The 15,238-nt window shown below is 35.7% G+C and carries 12 protein-coding genes; 11 read left to right on the forward strand and 1 reads right to left on the reverse strand.

All coding sequences use genetic code 11. The annotated features are described in order from the left end of the window. The first annotated feature begins 15 nt into the window (after positions 1-15). From CXF89_RS16020 to CXF89_RS16030, 3 genes are all read left to right on the forward strand, one after another. Positions 16-2,211: an LruC domain-containing protein gene (locus tag CXF89_RS16020; protein ID WP_076924533.1), complete on the forward strand. Its 2,196-nt coding sequence runs from the start codon at positions 16-18 to the stop codon at positions 2,209-2,211. Positions 2,212-2,213: 2 nt separating this feature from the next. Next, positions 2,214-2,669, forward strand: coding sequence for a hypothetical protein (locus CXF89_RS16025; protein WP_076924532.1), 456 nt, complete (start codon positions 2,214-2,216; stop codon positions 2,667-2,669). A 151-nt stretch (positions 2,670-2,820) separates the two neighbouring features. Continuing rightward, a complete protein-coding gene (locus tag CXF89_RS16030; RefSeq protein WP_121955161.1) occupies positions 2,821-3,774 on the forward strand; it encodes an endonuclease/exonuclease/phosphatase family protein in 954 nt (317 codons plus the stop codon). 3 nt (positions 3,775-3,777) lie between these two features. Here the strand turns inward: CXF89_RS16030 and CXF89_RS16035 are convergent, their stop codons facing one another. Next, the gene (locus CXF89_RS16035; protein WP_121955162.1) at positions 3,778-4,707 is read right to left on the reverse strand and encodes a glycosyltransferase family 2 protein; all 930 of its coding nucleotides are present in this window, start codon (positions 4,705-4,707) and stop codon (positions 3,778-3,780) included. Positions 4,708-4,915: 208 nt separating this feature from the next. Here CXF89_RS16035 and CXF89_RS16040 point away from each other — a divergent pair, with 208 nt between their 5' ends. The 8 genes from CXF89_RS16040 (at position 4,916) to CXF89_RS16075 (ending at position 15,180) form a co-directional block, all read left to right on the forward strand. Further along, on the forward strand, positions 4,916-6,067 hold the full coding sequence (locus tag CXF89_RS16040) for a glycosyltransferase (RefSeq protein WP_121955163.1): 1,152 nt from the start codon (positions 4,916-4,918) through the stop codon (positions 6,065-6,067). Between the two features lie 8 nt (positions 6,068-6,075). Continuing rightward, positions 6,076-7,488, forward strand: a complete 1,413-nt coding sequence (locus CXF89_RS16045) for a lipopolysaccharide biosynthesis protein (protein ID WP_121955164.1) — start codon at positions 6,076-6,078, stop codon at positions 7,486-7,488. Further along, the gene (locus CXF89_RS16050) at positions 7,481-8,836 is read left to right on the forward strand and encodes an O-antigen ligase family protein (RefSeq protein ID WP_076924527.1); all 1,356 of its coding nucleotides are present in this window, start codon (positions 7,481-7,483) and stop codon (positions 8,834-8,836) included. Before CXF89_RS16045 ends, CXF89_RS16050 begins: the two co-directional genes overlap by 8 nt. A gap of 1 nt (position 8,837) precedes the next feature. Further along, a complete protein-coding gene (locus CXF89_RS16055) occupies positions 8,838-9,545 on the forward strand; it encodes an acyltransferase (RefSeq protein ID WP_076924526.1) in 708 nt (235 codons plus the stop codon). 4 nt (positions 9,546-9,549) lie between these two features. Beyond that, positions 9,550-10,668 (forward strand): glycosyltransferase family protein, encoded by a 1,119-nt coding sequence (locus CXF89_RS16060; protein WP_076924525.1) that lies wholly within the window; start codon positions 9,550-9,552, stop codon positions 10,666-10,668. 128 nt (positions 10,669-10,796) lie between these two features. Next, positions 10,797-12,290: a GumC family protein gene (locus tag CXF89_RS16065; RefSeq protein WP_121955165.1), complete on the forward strand. Its 1,494-nt coding sequence runs from the start codon at positions 10,797-10,799 to the stop codon at positions 12,288-12,290. Position 12,291: 1 nt separating this feature from the next. Further along, positions 12,292-13,368 (forward strand): glycosyltransferase, encoded by a 1,077-nt coding sequence (locus CXF89_RS16070; RefSeq protein WP_121955166.1) that lies wholly within the window; start codon positions 12,292-12,294, stop codon positions 13,366-13,368. Between the two features lie 9 nt (positions 13,369-13,377). Next, complete coding sequence (locus tag CXF89_RS16075; RefSeq protein WP_076924522.1) at positions 13,378-15,180, forward strand: sugar transferase; 1,803 nt, start codon at positions 13,378-13,380, stop codon at positions 15,178-15,180. Positions 15,181-15,238 lie beyond the last annotated feature (58 nt).

The raw sequence follows: 15,238 nt of genomic DNA on the forward strand, positions 1-15,238 counted from the left end.
AATGAGGGTAACATGATGAAACTCATCCAACTAGCTAAAGTCTGCATAGCTTTAATTCCATGCACAGCTTTTGGACAAGCATTTGATGAATGTCCGAGCCAAGCCTTTCTAATGCAAAACTCTAACGCACAACTTTACGGTATCGATCTAGTGTCAGCTAAACCAACTGTACTTGCTTCAAGCCTTACATTTGAAGATGAAGCAAATGGTGAGAGCGTAAATGCCGTCGGGTTTAACTATAAAGACCAGTACATGTATGGGTTCAGCCGTCAATCACCTAAAAGTGTTGTACAAATTGGTAGCGATTATGAAATGAAACGCCTTACAGTAGAAGGTTTACCAGATACAAACTTTTACGTTGGTGATATTCAGGTTACAGGCGAGGATGGTAATCAAAGTGCAACTTACTATGTTTATACACCTAGTTTTGGCTTGTATTCAGTTAATCTTGATGGCGATTTAAATGAAACAATTACTGCCAAACTTGCTAATGGCAGTAACAGTTGGAAGCTAGGTATTTTCGATTTTGCTTTTCACCCGACTAGCAACCTATTGTATGCTGTTGAAAGCAACGGTGACTTACATGAAGTTAATGTAACTACCAACACCACAAAGTTTATTACTCAATTAGATATTGGAGATGACTCTGGTGCATTTGGTGCAGCCTACTTTGATATTAATGGTCAGTTTTATTTTAGTAATAATAGCAGCGGTAAAATTCATAAAGTTGATTTAAGTGTAAGCCCAGTTGTAGGGTATACCCCAGTAGCAAATGTATTTACCTCTGGCCCAAAATCTAGCCAAAACGATGGGGCCCGTTGTGCTATAGCAGAAGTTAAAGTTACGGATAGCTCAATTGATTTTGGAGATGCACCAAGCCCATATAATACAAGTTTAGAAAAAAGTGGCGCACGTCACTTATTTGCTCCTGACAACACCAATGCCAATTTAATTTATTTAGGTGCAACAGTTGATGGTGAAAATATTAATTTCGAAACTGACTTAGAAGACTCCCCAATTGATAGTTCAGATGATGGCGTAAGCTTTGTTACTGCAATTTCCGCAGGGCAAGATTCACAGATAATTGTTAATGCATCGGCTGAAGGTTATTTATACGCATGGTTCGATTGGGATCAAAACGGTGCGTTTACCGAAGATGAGCGCACAGTTACTAAGCTACAACTAAATGCTGGTGATAACAGTATTGTCATTTCAGTGCCAGAGAATACTAAATCAGGTGAAACCTGGGCTCGCTTCAGAGTTACAGATGGTTCAGAAGCATCACTAATTACAGCCACGGGTGGCGTGCTAGGTGGAGAAGTAGAAGATTATCAAATAACAACATATGCAAGCGCAGTATACCCGGGGGAAAGTGACTGGGTAACACTTGCCTTTGAAGATAAATGGCCTTATGCCGGCGATTATGACTTTAACGATGTTGTACTAAATTACAGAACTACCCAACTAATAGAAGGTGGCGCTATTATTGGATACAAAATAGACGGCCAACTCGTTGGAATAGGCGCAACTTATCATAACGGGTTTGCAGTAAGGCTTCAGGAAACGCTAAATAGTGGTGAAACTAAGTCAATTTTACGCAGTGAAGTCGATGAGCAAAAAATTTCATTAGTAATTGATGGTCAAGTACAAAGCGGTGACTTTTTAGAAGCCGACAGAAATGACGCTATTTTAATCTTTATGCAAGATACTTGGGATTATGTTTCAACCGACTCTGGATGCAGTTATTTCAGAACAGAAAGCGGATGCAACAAAAATAGCCTCGTACCATTTAGCATGACAATTCCTCTTAATACGGCTAAATCGGTATCAACATCACCAGGTACGCTGCTAGACCCATTTATTTTTGCTTCTGAGGGTTTTTATCACGGCGATTTTTTAATTGACCAAGAAGCACGAGGCTGGGAGGTGCATATTAAGAATCAAGTACCTACAGAGGCTTTCAATTCTAGCTTTTTAGCATTAGATGGTTCTGATGACAAAAGCGAGAGCGGAGATGGCCTATATTTTTTAACTGAAAATGGTCTGCCTTGGGCCCTTGAAATTGGTATGCAGTGGCAACACCCGCTTGAAGGAATAGATATCACCCAAGCTTATGAAAGCTTTGCCGAATTTGCTGAATCATCAGGTAAACAAAGCTCACAATGGTTTAATAAATTCAACGCAAATAGCGTTGTTGAAAAAGGGGAATAATTATGAACAAGACAATATTAATCATAGCTTTATCAATGTATTTGGCTGCCTGTGGTGGTGGCGATAGCGAAACAACCACACCAACAGTAGCTGATAACCCAACAAGTGATCCTGTCACATCAGAAGAACCTGCTGGTATGGCAAGCTTAGAGGTTGCAGAAGGCTTTGATCTCTCTACTAAATTTGATTTAGATGTAGATGTAAATTTGGGTCTTGGTGATGTCCGTGCTTATTTAAATATATGTCAGAAAAAAACCGACTCCCTTAGGGCTGACTACAATAATTGCTTATTTAGGTCGCCATTATCTCAAAGTGCTATAAATACTGCGCTTACTATGAGCCGACAAGATATCGAATTAGTTGCAGAAATTTGGTTTTATGACAACAGCACACAACCTTTATCTTTTACTTGGGTATTCGACGATACTAAAGAGCAACAGCTTTTTGAAATGAGATAATGATTGCAAAACCTTAATTCATTTTCCCCCTTGTAAGGAATATAGTTTTTATATTCCTTTTTTCTTTCGTTATAACGGTCCTAGTACATAATAAAGATAATATTATTTAGACTGCATTATTTTATACTCAATAAAAATCTACGGAGCTAAAATGCAAAAAATACATGCGCATAAGGCTAAGCATATTATTGGTTATTGCTTGTTTATAATTTCGCTTGTTTTATTAATTCTTGCTTTCAATCCAATACAAAATTATGCAGCAGATTTAATTCGTTCTTTTCGTTTTCAGCTACTAGCTATCTGTTTATTATTAGGTATAACGTTACTGTTATTACGCGCACTAAAGCTTTCACTAATCATATTGATAATGAGCGGTCTATGTTTACACCCTTGGTACTCAAACTCTAATATTACAACTGATAGAAAAACAAATTATAGCACTCAAATAAATATCAAACAGATAAACTTAAGCTATTCGAATCAACATGTTGAGAATCAATTTAAAGATATTATAACGCAGCAATGGGATATTTTAATTCTTCAAGAGTTTAATGACCGTAACCGAAACTTACTTCAGCCTTTTTTGAAACGTGCACATTTATTTGGGTATAAAGAAGTTGAAGGAAGCCCATATGGCATAGTCGTTGTTTCACGGTTGCCTATCTTGCTAAAGCAGCAGGTAAGAATTGATGGAGACAGGCTAGGCTATATAAAGCTGCAATTTTTAATTGCAGAGAAAATTATTACGGGGTTTATTGCTCACCCGCCGTCACCACGAACTGAACAAAAATGGCAGAATAGAAATTTAATATTAAATAATCTCAAAAATGTAGTAAATAAAACGCCTTCACCTTGGTTCATATCGGGGGATTTAAATACCGTTCCATGGTCGCATTTTTACTATTGGCAAAGTCATAATAGCTGCTATAACACGTTACCTGGGTATGTAACTTATTCGCCCTTAGGTTTTATACGTTCTACTTTTACAAGCTTTGCTATTGACCATTGTATTGTTGACGCCAGCTCAGAAATAGATAATGTCCAAGTAAGTGACTTTAAAGGTAGTGATCATCAGTTATTGAGTTTTACGATTAACATTAAATAAGCATCATTTCTGTATTAAAAAAGTAAGAGTATTTTTTATATCGTGTAATAAGCTTCTCAAATTTCGTTTATGAGGAAACATCACAAATGCAGTAAGCGCAATAGGTAGAGCTTTAAACTTTTTCCCTAACTCACGATAATATTCAGCATAGCACTCGAGGATCCTCGCTTGTGCTTTAAATCGTGTATTTATATTTACATCTTTTTTAAAACGGGACACTATTTCTTTCATAGCATTAAGGCGGTTCGTTCTGTTCGCAGTAATAGAATCTGAACGCATTAAATAGTCCATTGAAATTTTTGTTGAGAAACCAACATTTCCGATTCGGGCTAGTTTTAACCAACAATCCCAATCACTTGCACTTTTTAATGAACTATCAAAACGATTTACATAGTTTATAGCAGTCCGCTTAACCATTACTGATGAAGTTCCTATAACATTAGCGAATAATAAAAAGCCCAAAGGCGCTTCGAGGTTTTGAAAGCCTATAACCCCTGTGTCTATTTTTTCTGAGAACTCAGGCCAATAAGAGTAACAATCTACAATGGGATTGTAATTTTCGTCAACATGCATATAGTTTGTAAAGCTTAGAACACAGTCTTCTTTTGTTTGCATGTATTGAAGCTGCTCATGTAGTTTATCATCGCTCCAGTAATCATCTGCATCTAAAAATGCAATATAATCCCCAATAGCAGCTTTTATCGCTTCATTTCTAACGTTAGCGACACCTGAGTTACTTTGCTGGATAATTCGTAACTGTCCAAATGTCGCTTGTGCATCTTCTAACCACTCTACACTTCCATCGGTTGAGCCGTCATCAATCACAATTATCTCCAATTGCACCTTTGTTTGTTTAACGACACTCGTAATAGCTTTTGCTAGATATGCCTTACAGTTATAGTTGGGTATTATAACACTTATCTCAATGCTCATAGCTAACTCCCTACACGTTTAAAATTAAGTAACTTTGTATACGCAATTTAAGAGCCAGTTTTTTTTATGGCTTTTAGCGAGGTTTTTAACCATTCATTTGCATTATGCAATTTATCGTCGCAATTTGAATTTTTATGAACTGATATTAGCTTTATTTTATAGGCATAAATCTTGCTAAGTTAGTAAAAGATTCATACGGAGACTTTAAATGAAACATATTGGGATTGTTGTACCTACTTTTCATATTCAATCAGAAACCTTTGTTGTAACTGAAATAAATGCTTTAGTTAAAGCTGGACATAAAGTAAGCGTAGTTACTTTCGACAACCTTAATGATTGCCCAAATCTAGATAGTAGTGTTGAAATTATTATTATCAATAAATCAATATCTGCAGCACTAAGATATGCTCTAAAAAAGCCTTTTACTACTATCAAAGGAGGGTTTTTAGCAAATAAATTTTCTGTCATCTCCATTGTTTCATTATTAGGTTATGGGTTAAATATTGCTGAGGTGATTAATCTCCATAAGATTGAACACTTACATTGCCATTTTATGCACGCCCCTCTTGCCTATGCAATAGTAGCAAGTCGACTGGCACAGATTAGTATTTCATCAATTGGTCACGGTCATGATGTATACGTCAATGATTCAGATTTGAAGCTAAAGGTTTCTTTATGTAATTTTTCGGTTGCCGTTTGCGAAGATATGGAATATTTCCTAAAAAAATACAAAGTCGGACAAATAAAGCTTCTTCACTGTGGTGTTGATTTAAGTTTATTTAATTCTAGCCCTACCCGCTTAAATGAAGCTGTGAAACTATTATTTATTGGTCGTTTAGTTGAGAAAAAAGGGTTGCACTTCCTTCTTCCTGCTTTGAAGAAAATAAGTAAAACATACCCAATTTCATTAGATATTGTGGGTGATGGTCCAATGTTAAACGACCTCAAATATTTATGTGAAGAGCTTAACATAGAAAAATATGTAAGATTTTTAGGTCACAGAGCCCCTCTTTGGCTTGCTAAAAATACAAGTAAATATTCTGCACTTATAGCTCCATTTTGTATCTCAAAGAACGGTGACAAAGATACTGGCCCACTAGTACTTAAGGAAGCAATGGCAAGTGGTATACCTGTGCTTACAACTGAATTAATGGGTACGAAAGAAATAGTAAACAACAAAGTAGGTTTTAAATGTGAACCTTCGAGTATAAGCGGCCTAGAAAATATGTTAATTGATTTCTGTAAGTTAAACCCTTACGAACGCTACGAGAAAGGTTCAAATGCCAAGCATTGGGTTGCCAGTAATTTTAATGCGAATTCGCAAGCTAAAAAACTATCTGGTTGGATCCAAAGTATCTAGGAAACGATATGAACGCAATGAAGCAAGTATTATATTTTGGATTCTCTACACTAGCCCTTAAAGGGCTCGGGTTTGCTTTATTACCTATATCTACTCGTCTATTAACACAAAGCCAATTTGGTGAATTAAATTTTTTGGTTTCTATCTCAGCTGTCCTGTCTCTATTACTTTGTTTAGGCCTTCCTGAGTTAATATTTAAACAACAATCAGCTAACCCAAAGCAAAAACTTGCACTCTTTAGGGATTCAATCTTACTCAGTATTCTCATTAATGGTTTATTTTTGATTACTACTCTGATGTTTACTGAGCCTTTGCTATCTTTATTACCTGTTGCTTTAAATCCTATTGATATTAAACTTTTAGCAATTAATTTAGTTTTATCTTCAGCTTTAACCATTCTTTTTTGTTATTTAAGATATTACGAAATGGCAAAACATTTCTTATGGCTAGCCCTTTTACAAGGAATTAGCCAAACAACGATAACAATTACTTTTTTGTATTTAGGGTATGGCGTTACTGGAGTTATGGCTTCTGGAATCTTAGCCAGTTTACTTACACTAGTGGTAACAACGTCAATTGTCCTTAAAAATATAACAATTAGCTTTAACGTAATAAAATGGACAATTAGCTACAAAGATACCCTGTTTTTATGCAGTATTATTATGTCCTCATTATTTGTTTATACCAATAATGGCGCAGAAAACTGGTTCATCGTCGAAAGTGTAGGCAAAGAAAAACTAGCTCAGTATTATGTAGCATTACAGTTTGCTATTATGACCTCATTTACATTTGAACCTATCAGAATGTGGTGGTTTTCAAGGCGCTTTAAAGAGCTTTCTGCCTGCCCTAAAAACTACGTGTATTTATGTGAATTGAGTTTAGATATCGGCATATTACTCTGCACAATTATGCTTGTACTTACTCCCTTTGTTTTTACCCTTGTTCTGCCTAGTAACTATCTATTAAATAGCTGGTTACTACCCTCTCTTATTTGCATTGTGGTGCTAAGACATCACAGTGACTTACTAAATATTGGATGTTACATACATCGTAATGGGTTTTATGTGAGTGCAGTCAATGGAATAAGCGCTTTAACTGCACTAATCTTATTGGTAATACTGGTACCCTTAAAAGGCATACTGGGCGCTGTTATTGCACTGTTTATTGCACAATTAATTAAAACTTTATTGTTTTTTTTCATCAGCCAAAAGCTTGAAAAGCTTCCATATAGTATTAAACGCTTAATACCATCTTGGGTTGGTTTTAGCACAATTTACTTACTGAGTATTAGCCAACTTGAACACTTATTATTGTGGCAAGTAGCCTTTTTTACAATTTATACAGCTGCACTATTTAAAAAGTACAAATCACCTATCCGAACAGCCCTAAACACATTGTTCGAAAGGTCTGCCCATGATTAACTGGTATAAGCAGCATTACCTTATTATTAATGGCCTCTTATTAACTACTACCATTTTGGCTTTATATGTCATGTTTGGGCCCATCGCAGCATTTGCCTTATTACTACTCCCTTTTGCCGGTTATTTAGCCGTTCGAGTTAGCACTGCTTTTGTTATTTTGTTCATTTTATTTAGTTACTTTAGGCTACATGAAGCATTTGTATTTTTGATGCCCTTGAAGATTCCAAAATTACTTGCACTTGCGAGTATTTTTGGCATTTTTTGGCATTTATTTATTTCTAAAAAGCTAAGGCCACATTGGAACCAAACACATTTAGTGTTTGTAATATGGTTTGTGTGGCTAACGGTCTGTGTATTTGCAGCAACTAACCGTGGCATGGCTATCGAATACTGGTCTGGTGTGCTCGTTAAAGTGTTTATAATGGTATTTGCGATTAGTTGGTGGCTTACTCGTTTCTCACACTTTAGCTATGTTCGAATTGGAATAATGATCTCAGGTATAAGCATAGCGCTTGTCGCACTTAGTAACAAAATGAATGGCATAGGCCTAGTTGAAGGATCTAGAGTCACTATTTCTCGCGATATTCGCTCTCAGCTTGGCGATCCTAATGACCTATCATTAGTACTTATGTTTCCTGTGTCTTTTTTAGCCGCAGAGTTATTTGACAGTAACACGCATAAATTTCGCCGAGCCTTTGCTGCATTTGGCTTAATTTTGGCTATATCAGGAGTTATTGCAACACAAAGTCGTGGTGGGCTATTAGGCATTGCAGCTATTTTAAGTTTCTTCTTATATCAAAAGGTCAAGAATCCTCTGGTAGTTGGCATTTGTGGTGCAGTAGCCATGATGGCTATGATGGTCTTTGCAGGCATTTCAGACAGACAAAGTGGTGGAGCAGAAGAAAGTGGAGTTGATGAATCCGCAATGGGCCGTATTTATGCATGGCATGCAGCTATAAATATGGGGGTTGCTAACCCATTAACAGGCGTAGGTATTAATAATTTTTTTGTTAACTATTATTTTTATAGTCCTCATTGGGATGGCAAGAATCATGCAGTACACAGTACCTGGTTTCAAGTTTTAGGTGAAACAGGATTTGTAGGTTTATTTATTTTTTTATTATTTATTGCCAGTATCTATCGTAGTTTATCCCGAATATATTCGATAAATAAGGTTAACTACAATAAAGATGTGATCATAAATGCTAATGCTCTAAAAGCGGGATTAATTGGTTTTATGGTATCTGGCACGTTTTTAACACAAGCCTTTACATGGCCTTTATATATAATTTTAGCACTGACTATCGCACTCGAAAAATTGGCAGTAGATAGTAGTAAGGAGAAATAAAATGCTGATGAAATTTAAACGGTGGCTAAAAACCAGTGAAAGCCCCTTAGCAGCAAATATATTTCAATTTGCAAAAAATATTCGCAATCCGCAAATGATCGTTATTCCATATGTGCACAGCACACTATTTAGTTTGCACCATTTAGTTAAGTTTATAATTAGTGAATTAGGACGAATTTTATATTATACACCGTTATTCAAAAGCCAAATTAAAGGGACTAAGAAAGGCTTATATTTATACTCGGGTATGCCACAAATTCTGGGGAATCTTAATATAGAATGTGCTGATAATGTGCGAATGTCAGGCATTAGTACATTTTGCGGCCGCGTAAGCACTCATCGTGAAGCAACCCTTACTATAGGAAGTAATGTTGATATTGGTTGGCAAAATGCATTTTCTGTAGGGGATAAAATAATACTAGAAGATGATGTACGTCTTGCAGGGCGTATATTCTTAGCTGGATTTCCTGGACACCCAATTGATTGCAAGCGACGCGCAAAAGGCGACCTCGATGATGATAGTCAAATTGGAGATATTATTATTAAACGTGGTGCTTGGATTGGTACCGGTTCTACTATTTTAGGTGGTGTAACAATTGGTGAAGGCGCTATTATTGGCGCAGGCAGTGTTGTAACTAAGAATATTCCGCCCTTTACTATTGCAGCAGGAAACCCTGCAAAAGTAGTAAAAAAAATAAAGGAAGACTAATAATATGAAGTTTATTGTTTTTGCAGAGGATTGGGGAAGCCACCCAAGTAGCACACAGCACTTATTCAAAGAGCTCGCAAAAAATAACCATATTTTATGGATAAACTCTATAGGTATGCGCAAACCTACATTTAGACTTAACGACCTAAAGCGTGTATTTAATAAGGTGATGCAAATATTTAATCGCTCTAACAGTGAAGCTAAAAATAAACTTCCTAACAATATGCAGGTATTTAAACTGCCTATTCTCCCTTGGCACGATAATGCCTTAGTTAGGGCATTTAACAAACGTGTATTTGCTAAATATCTCAAAGATACAAACATACAAGAACCAATAACTTATTGGCTAAGCGTACCAGTAGCTGAATATTTAATTACCCTTAAAAGTGCCGATAAGTTAATTTATTATTGTGGTGATGACTTTAGCGCCCTAGCTGGTGTTGATGCAAAAATGGTGGCGCCTTTTGAGCAATCACTAATTAAAAAAGCCCACCTTATTTACGTTATAAGTCAGTTATTAAAAAATAAAATGCCTGCTCACAAAACTAAAATGCTTACGCACGGTGTGAACTTTGATTTATTTTCCTCAAATGTCGCTAAAGCACCTGAAATCAGTACGATAAATGAGCCCATCATTGGCTTTTATGGAAGTATAAATGCGTGGTTAGATATTGCTTTACTAACGGCATTAGCCGCTTCTCGCCCGCAATATAAAATAGTTTTAATTGGCGATTTAACCATCCCTATTCCCCAGTTATTACAATTTAAAAATGTAATACACATACCTGCAGTTAATCACAATAGGCTTGTGGAGTTTTCTTCTCATTGGGATGTTTCAATTTTACCTTTTGTTAACAACCAACAAATCAGAGCCTGTGACCCTCTTAAGTTAAAAGAATATTTAGCCGTTGGAAAACCAATTGTTGCAACTAGGTTTCCCGCTGTAGAAAGGTTTCAACCACAAATTTTTATAGCTAAAACGCAAGATGAGTTTATTGCCCACATTGATAAAGCAATTAACCTAGATGAGCCAACATTAAGCGCACTTAAAACTTCTCAAAGCGATCTTGCTAAACAGCATAGTTGGTCCTCTAAGGCATTATCGGTAGAAAAAACTTTCTGAGCTAAATTTTTAATATTGGCTCAACTTCTGCAACTAACTTATTAGAATTGGTTATTTGCAGATTTAATTTTTATTTTGCAAATAATCTTGGATCTCGCGTAGCAATATGCAAATGCACAGGTTGGATTATGTTGGTTAGAGAGCAAATAAAAAGATTACTTTATTTAGCGTTGTATGCTGTGTACATGCGAATAAAGCTATTTATTTTACCGCTTATTGTTGTACCTATTGTAATTACTTTTTTAGCCGCAACAGCTGAAAAACAATATACCAACCATGCCACAATTTTAATTGAAGAGTCAGCATTACTTAACCCTTATTTAGATGATTTATCTTTCTCGTTTGACTTATCAAACCGCATGGCGGCATTAAGAACGTTGGTAATTAGCCGCAAAGTTTTAATTGCTGTAGCTAGAGATACAGGGTTAGTTGCCGCTGATGCACCACCTGCCGATATAGAAGAAATACATCAAAAATTATCTAAAGCATTATCGCTTTCCTTAGTCGGCGATGAACTAGTAAGAGTAAATTTTATTTGGCATGAACAATCACAAATGAAACTTGTACTTGAAAAAATTGTTGAAAAATTTATTGAAAGCTTATTGGCGCCAACTAAAGCCTCATTAGATACTTCTGAACAATTTTTTTATCAGCAACTTGTTAGTTTAAGAGAAGAATTAGAAATATCCGAAGAAGAATTAGCAAATTTTAAAACCCACAATCGAAATACTTTACCTACTGTTTTACATAGTAATCGCCAAACATTTGATAAGTTACTAAGTGATAAACAACAAAAACTGATAACACTTTCAGGAGCTAAAGCAAGGCTGAGTTCACTTACAAATAAAATGGGGCAAGCCAATCCAATTCTAGGAAAATTGGAAGAGCGTATTATAACAGTAGAATCTGAATTCAGTTTTCTGAAAACTCGGTATACCGACAAGCATAGCAAAGTTATCTCTAAAAAAAGAGAGTTGGTAAATCTAAAGACACGGCAACAGGCCTTAATAGAAAATAGTAAAGATATTGATATAAAGAACCTCGATCAACTTTGGCAAATGGCAAATACTTTGCCTAGCGGAAAAGATAACGAAACTAGTATGTTAGTCTCGCAAATTTTGGCTTTAGAAGAAGCAAAAAATGAAGTATCTCAACACGAACAAGAACTTATAATATTAGAAGAACAAGTTAATGATGTGAGCGAACGATTGCTTATTACAAGTGATGTAGAAAAGCAATTGAGAAAGCTTGAACGTGATTATGATGTAAAACAATCGCTCTATAAAGATATGCTTGGCCGTTATGAAATGGCCAAGGTTACTGGAAAACTAGTTAAGTACGAAGGCCCGGATAAAGTAAAAACAATTGAACGTGCATATAGCCCGACTCAACCAATAAACACATCCCTTGTTGTTTCTATTATTTTAGGAATTGTACTTGGCATATTTGCTAGTGCTACAGCGGTATTTATCGCAACTCTATTTGATAGCCACTTAAAAGATATTCAAACCATTGAGAAATTATCTTCGCTGGAGGTGGTCACAATTTTACCTATTGTTGGCAACAACAATTTAAGAACTGTTTTAAACAAAAAAACGCCCCCTTTTGCGAAGAGGAAATAATATGAACATTTTACACTTAGTCCAACATTTTAAGATTGGTGGCCTTGAAAAAATGGCAGTGACACTAATGCAAAAAAGTCGCTATGCCAATACCAGCTTAATTGTTTCGCTTGAAGGGAATGATCAAGAGGCAATTGAGCAGTGGCCTGCACTTTCATTATTTAAACAAAAATTAATTTGTTTAAATAAAGCTCCAAAATTTGATCGTAACGTTATAAAGCAGCTCAGCGATATTATCGATGAGTATAATATACAGGTTATTCATAGCCACCATATTGGTCCTATGCTATATGCCGGACTAGCATGTATAAGAAACAAGCAAGTTAAGCATGTATCTACTATTCACGATGCTTGGTATTTACAAGACTTCAAACAACGCTTGATCACCAAAGGGTTAAATATATTGACTAAAATACATTGGGTTGCGGATGCTAAAGTAGTTGCCAATGACTTTTATAATATGACCTCAATATCAGCCGATAAAACCATATTAAACGGAATTGACTTTGAACAATTCACCGGTGTTGATATGCAACATGCACGTACAAAGTTTCATCTGCCTTCAGATAAAATATTGATAGGTTGTGCAGCAAGGCTGGAGCCCGGTAAGGGGCATTTAGAGTTAATTAATTTATTACCTTCATTACCGCAAAATATAAATTTTGTATTTGCTGGAAGCGGGAGCTTAATTTCATCATTAATGGAGCATGCACTTAATCTAGAAGTACTTGAGCGCATTAACTTTTTAGGTAATGTACAAGAAATGCACTACTTTTACTCAGCTATAAATATTATGTGCCTGTACTCAGAAAGAGAAGGCTTGCCTTTATCTATATTGGAAGCAATGGCTTGCGGTAAAGCCATTGTAGCAACAGATGTTGGTGGTATTAGCGAAGTTGTAAGTAGTAAACAAGGTGTGCTCGTGAATTTCGGTGACAACGAGGCATTAAAATTAGCCCTATTAGATGCGATCAACTTAGAGGATAAAGACAGTATTAGAAACTATATCATTGCACTAGCTGATGCTAAGACAATGAGCGATGCCTATGACAACTTTTACAATGCTATATCAGCATAAGGAAAAATAATGACTATTATTCTGATTATTCTAACTATTTTGGTATTTTTAGTTGTATATCATCATGTAGGCTATGTCGCATTACTTAAATTAGTTAGTAAAAAAGAAATATCCCCTGACAATGAGTATGATGCACAAGTACCGGCTTACTTTGGGATTTTAATGTGTGCCTATAATGAACAAGAGCATATTAAAGACAAGCTTTATAATCTTGGTGCCCTTTTATATGAAACTGAGATGTATGCAATTCATGTTTACTTAGATGGTTGCACTGACAATACTTATGAAGAAGCAATTATTGCACAGTCAAAACTAGCTGAACAAAACGTGATATGTCACCTTCACGTCAACAATACAAATCAAGGTAAAGCACATGGCGTTAATGAACTTATAAAGCTAACAAAAAGTAATTATGATGTACTTCTGTTCACTGATGTCAGTGCCTTATTAAGTATTGACGTACTCAAGAGAATTGATAAAGGCTTCAAAGATCCAAAAGTAAATGTAATTACCGGAGTGTATATCCTTGATGATGATGCTACCGCTGAACAGCAACATTATTGGCAGTATCAAAACAAAGTTAAGAGTATGGAGTCAACTTTAGGAGCAGTTATAGGTGTACCTGGAGCCATGTTCGCTATTAAGTCAGTATTTGCAGAGCTATTAGATGAAAGCGTAATAAACGATGATTTTATACTTTCAATGCAAGCATTGAATGAGGGAGGTAAAGCACTTGTAGATGAAGAAATAAATATATTAGAACGTGACTGTGATGAACAAAGCCAAGATTATGCAAGGCGCATACGGCTAGGTGCTGGCAATTGGCAACAGATAAAAGTGTTATTTGGATTACTTAATCCTAAATTAGGATGGGTAAGTTTTAATTATTTTTCTCACAAAGTTTTGCGTGGTGTTATGCCGATTCTATTGGCCCTCATTTATGTTTTAATTCTTACATTAGCTCTCTTTTCAAGTTTCATATGGGCTCAATTTTTAGCCTTGGGTATCGCTTTAGTACATGTAGTAGATTTAACAAAGCGAGTACTAAAAATAAAAATAAAAATTCCTGTAGTTGATAAAATCATATATATATTGAATGCGTATTTTTTATCTCTATGGGGAATATTTAAATATGAACGCGGTGATTACAACGAGCACTGGAGACGCGTAAAAAATGCTCCAACTAAACGCGTAAACTCCATCAAAATAATTAAACGAGTTGTAGATATTTTTGGCTCTGCAATAGGTTTGGTTCTACTAACTCCACTAATGGTCATTGTAAGCATACTCATTAAGTTTACTTCCGAAGGCCCTGTTTTATTTAAACAATTACGTGTGGGCGAAAGCAGTGATGATTTTGTCGCCTTATTTCATGTATTAAAATTTCGTTCTATGGTGGTTGATGCAGAACTTAAAAGCGGCGCAGTTTGGGCAAGTAAAGATGACCCGAGAATAACTCCTATAGGGCGCTTTATGAGAAAAACACGTATTGATGAACTACCACAGCTTTGGAATGTTTTAATGGGAGATATGTCGCTAATTGGCCCTCGCCCGGAGCGTCCTATTTTTTATTCAAAGCTTGAAAAAGATATCCCTTATTTTTCTCAACGCACCTACGGTATAAAACCAGGTATTTCAGGTCTAGCTCAAGTTATGAATGGGTACGACGAAACCATTGACGACGCAAGAAACAAGATTGGTTGGGATTACGCATATATGCTTAGTACATCATCAGCAACTAGCTGGTGTAAAATGGAAATTGATATATTAATTAGAACCTTTGTTGTTATTTTTACTGGGAAAGGCCAATAACAACTTTTTTGCATAATGCAATTGTATGTTCAAAAAGCAATTGCATTATGCCTATTTC

Origin of the sequence: Pseudoalteromonas sp. MelDa3 (genome assembly GCF_002863625.1) — a bacterium.
Lineage (GTDB): Bacteria > Pseudomonadota > Gammaproteobacteria > Enterobacterales > Alteromonadaceae > Pseudoalteromonas > Pseudoalteromonas arctica.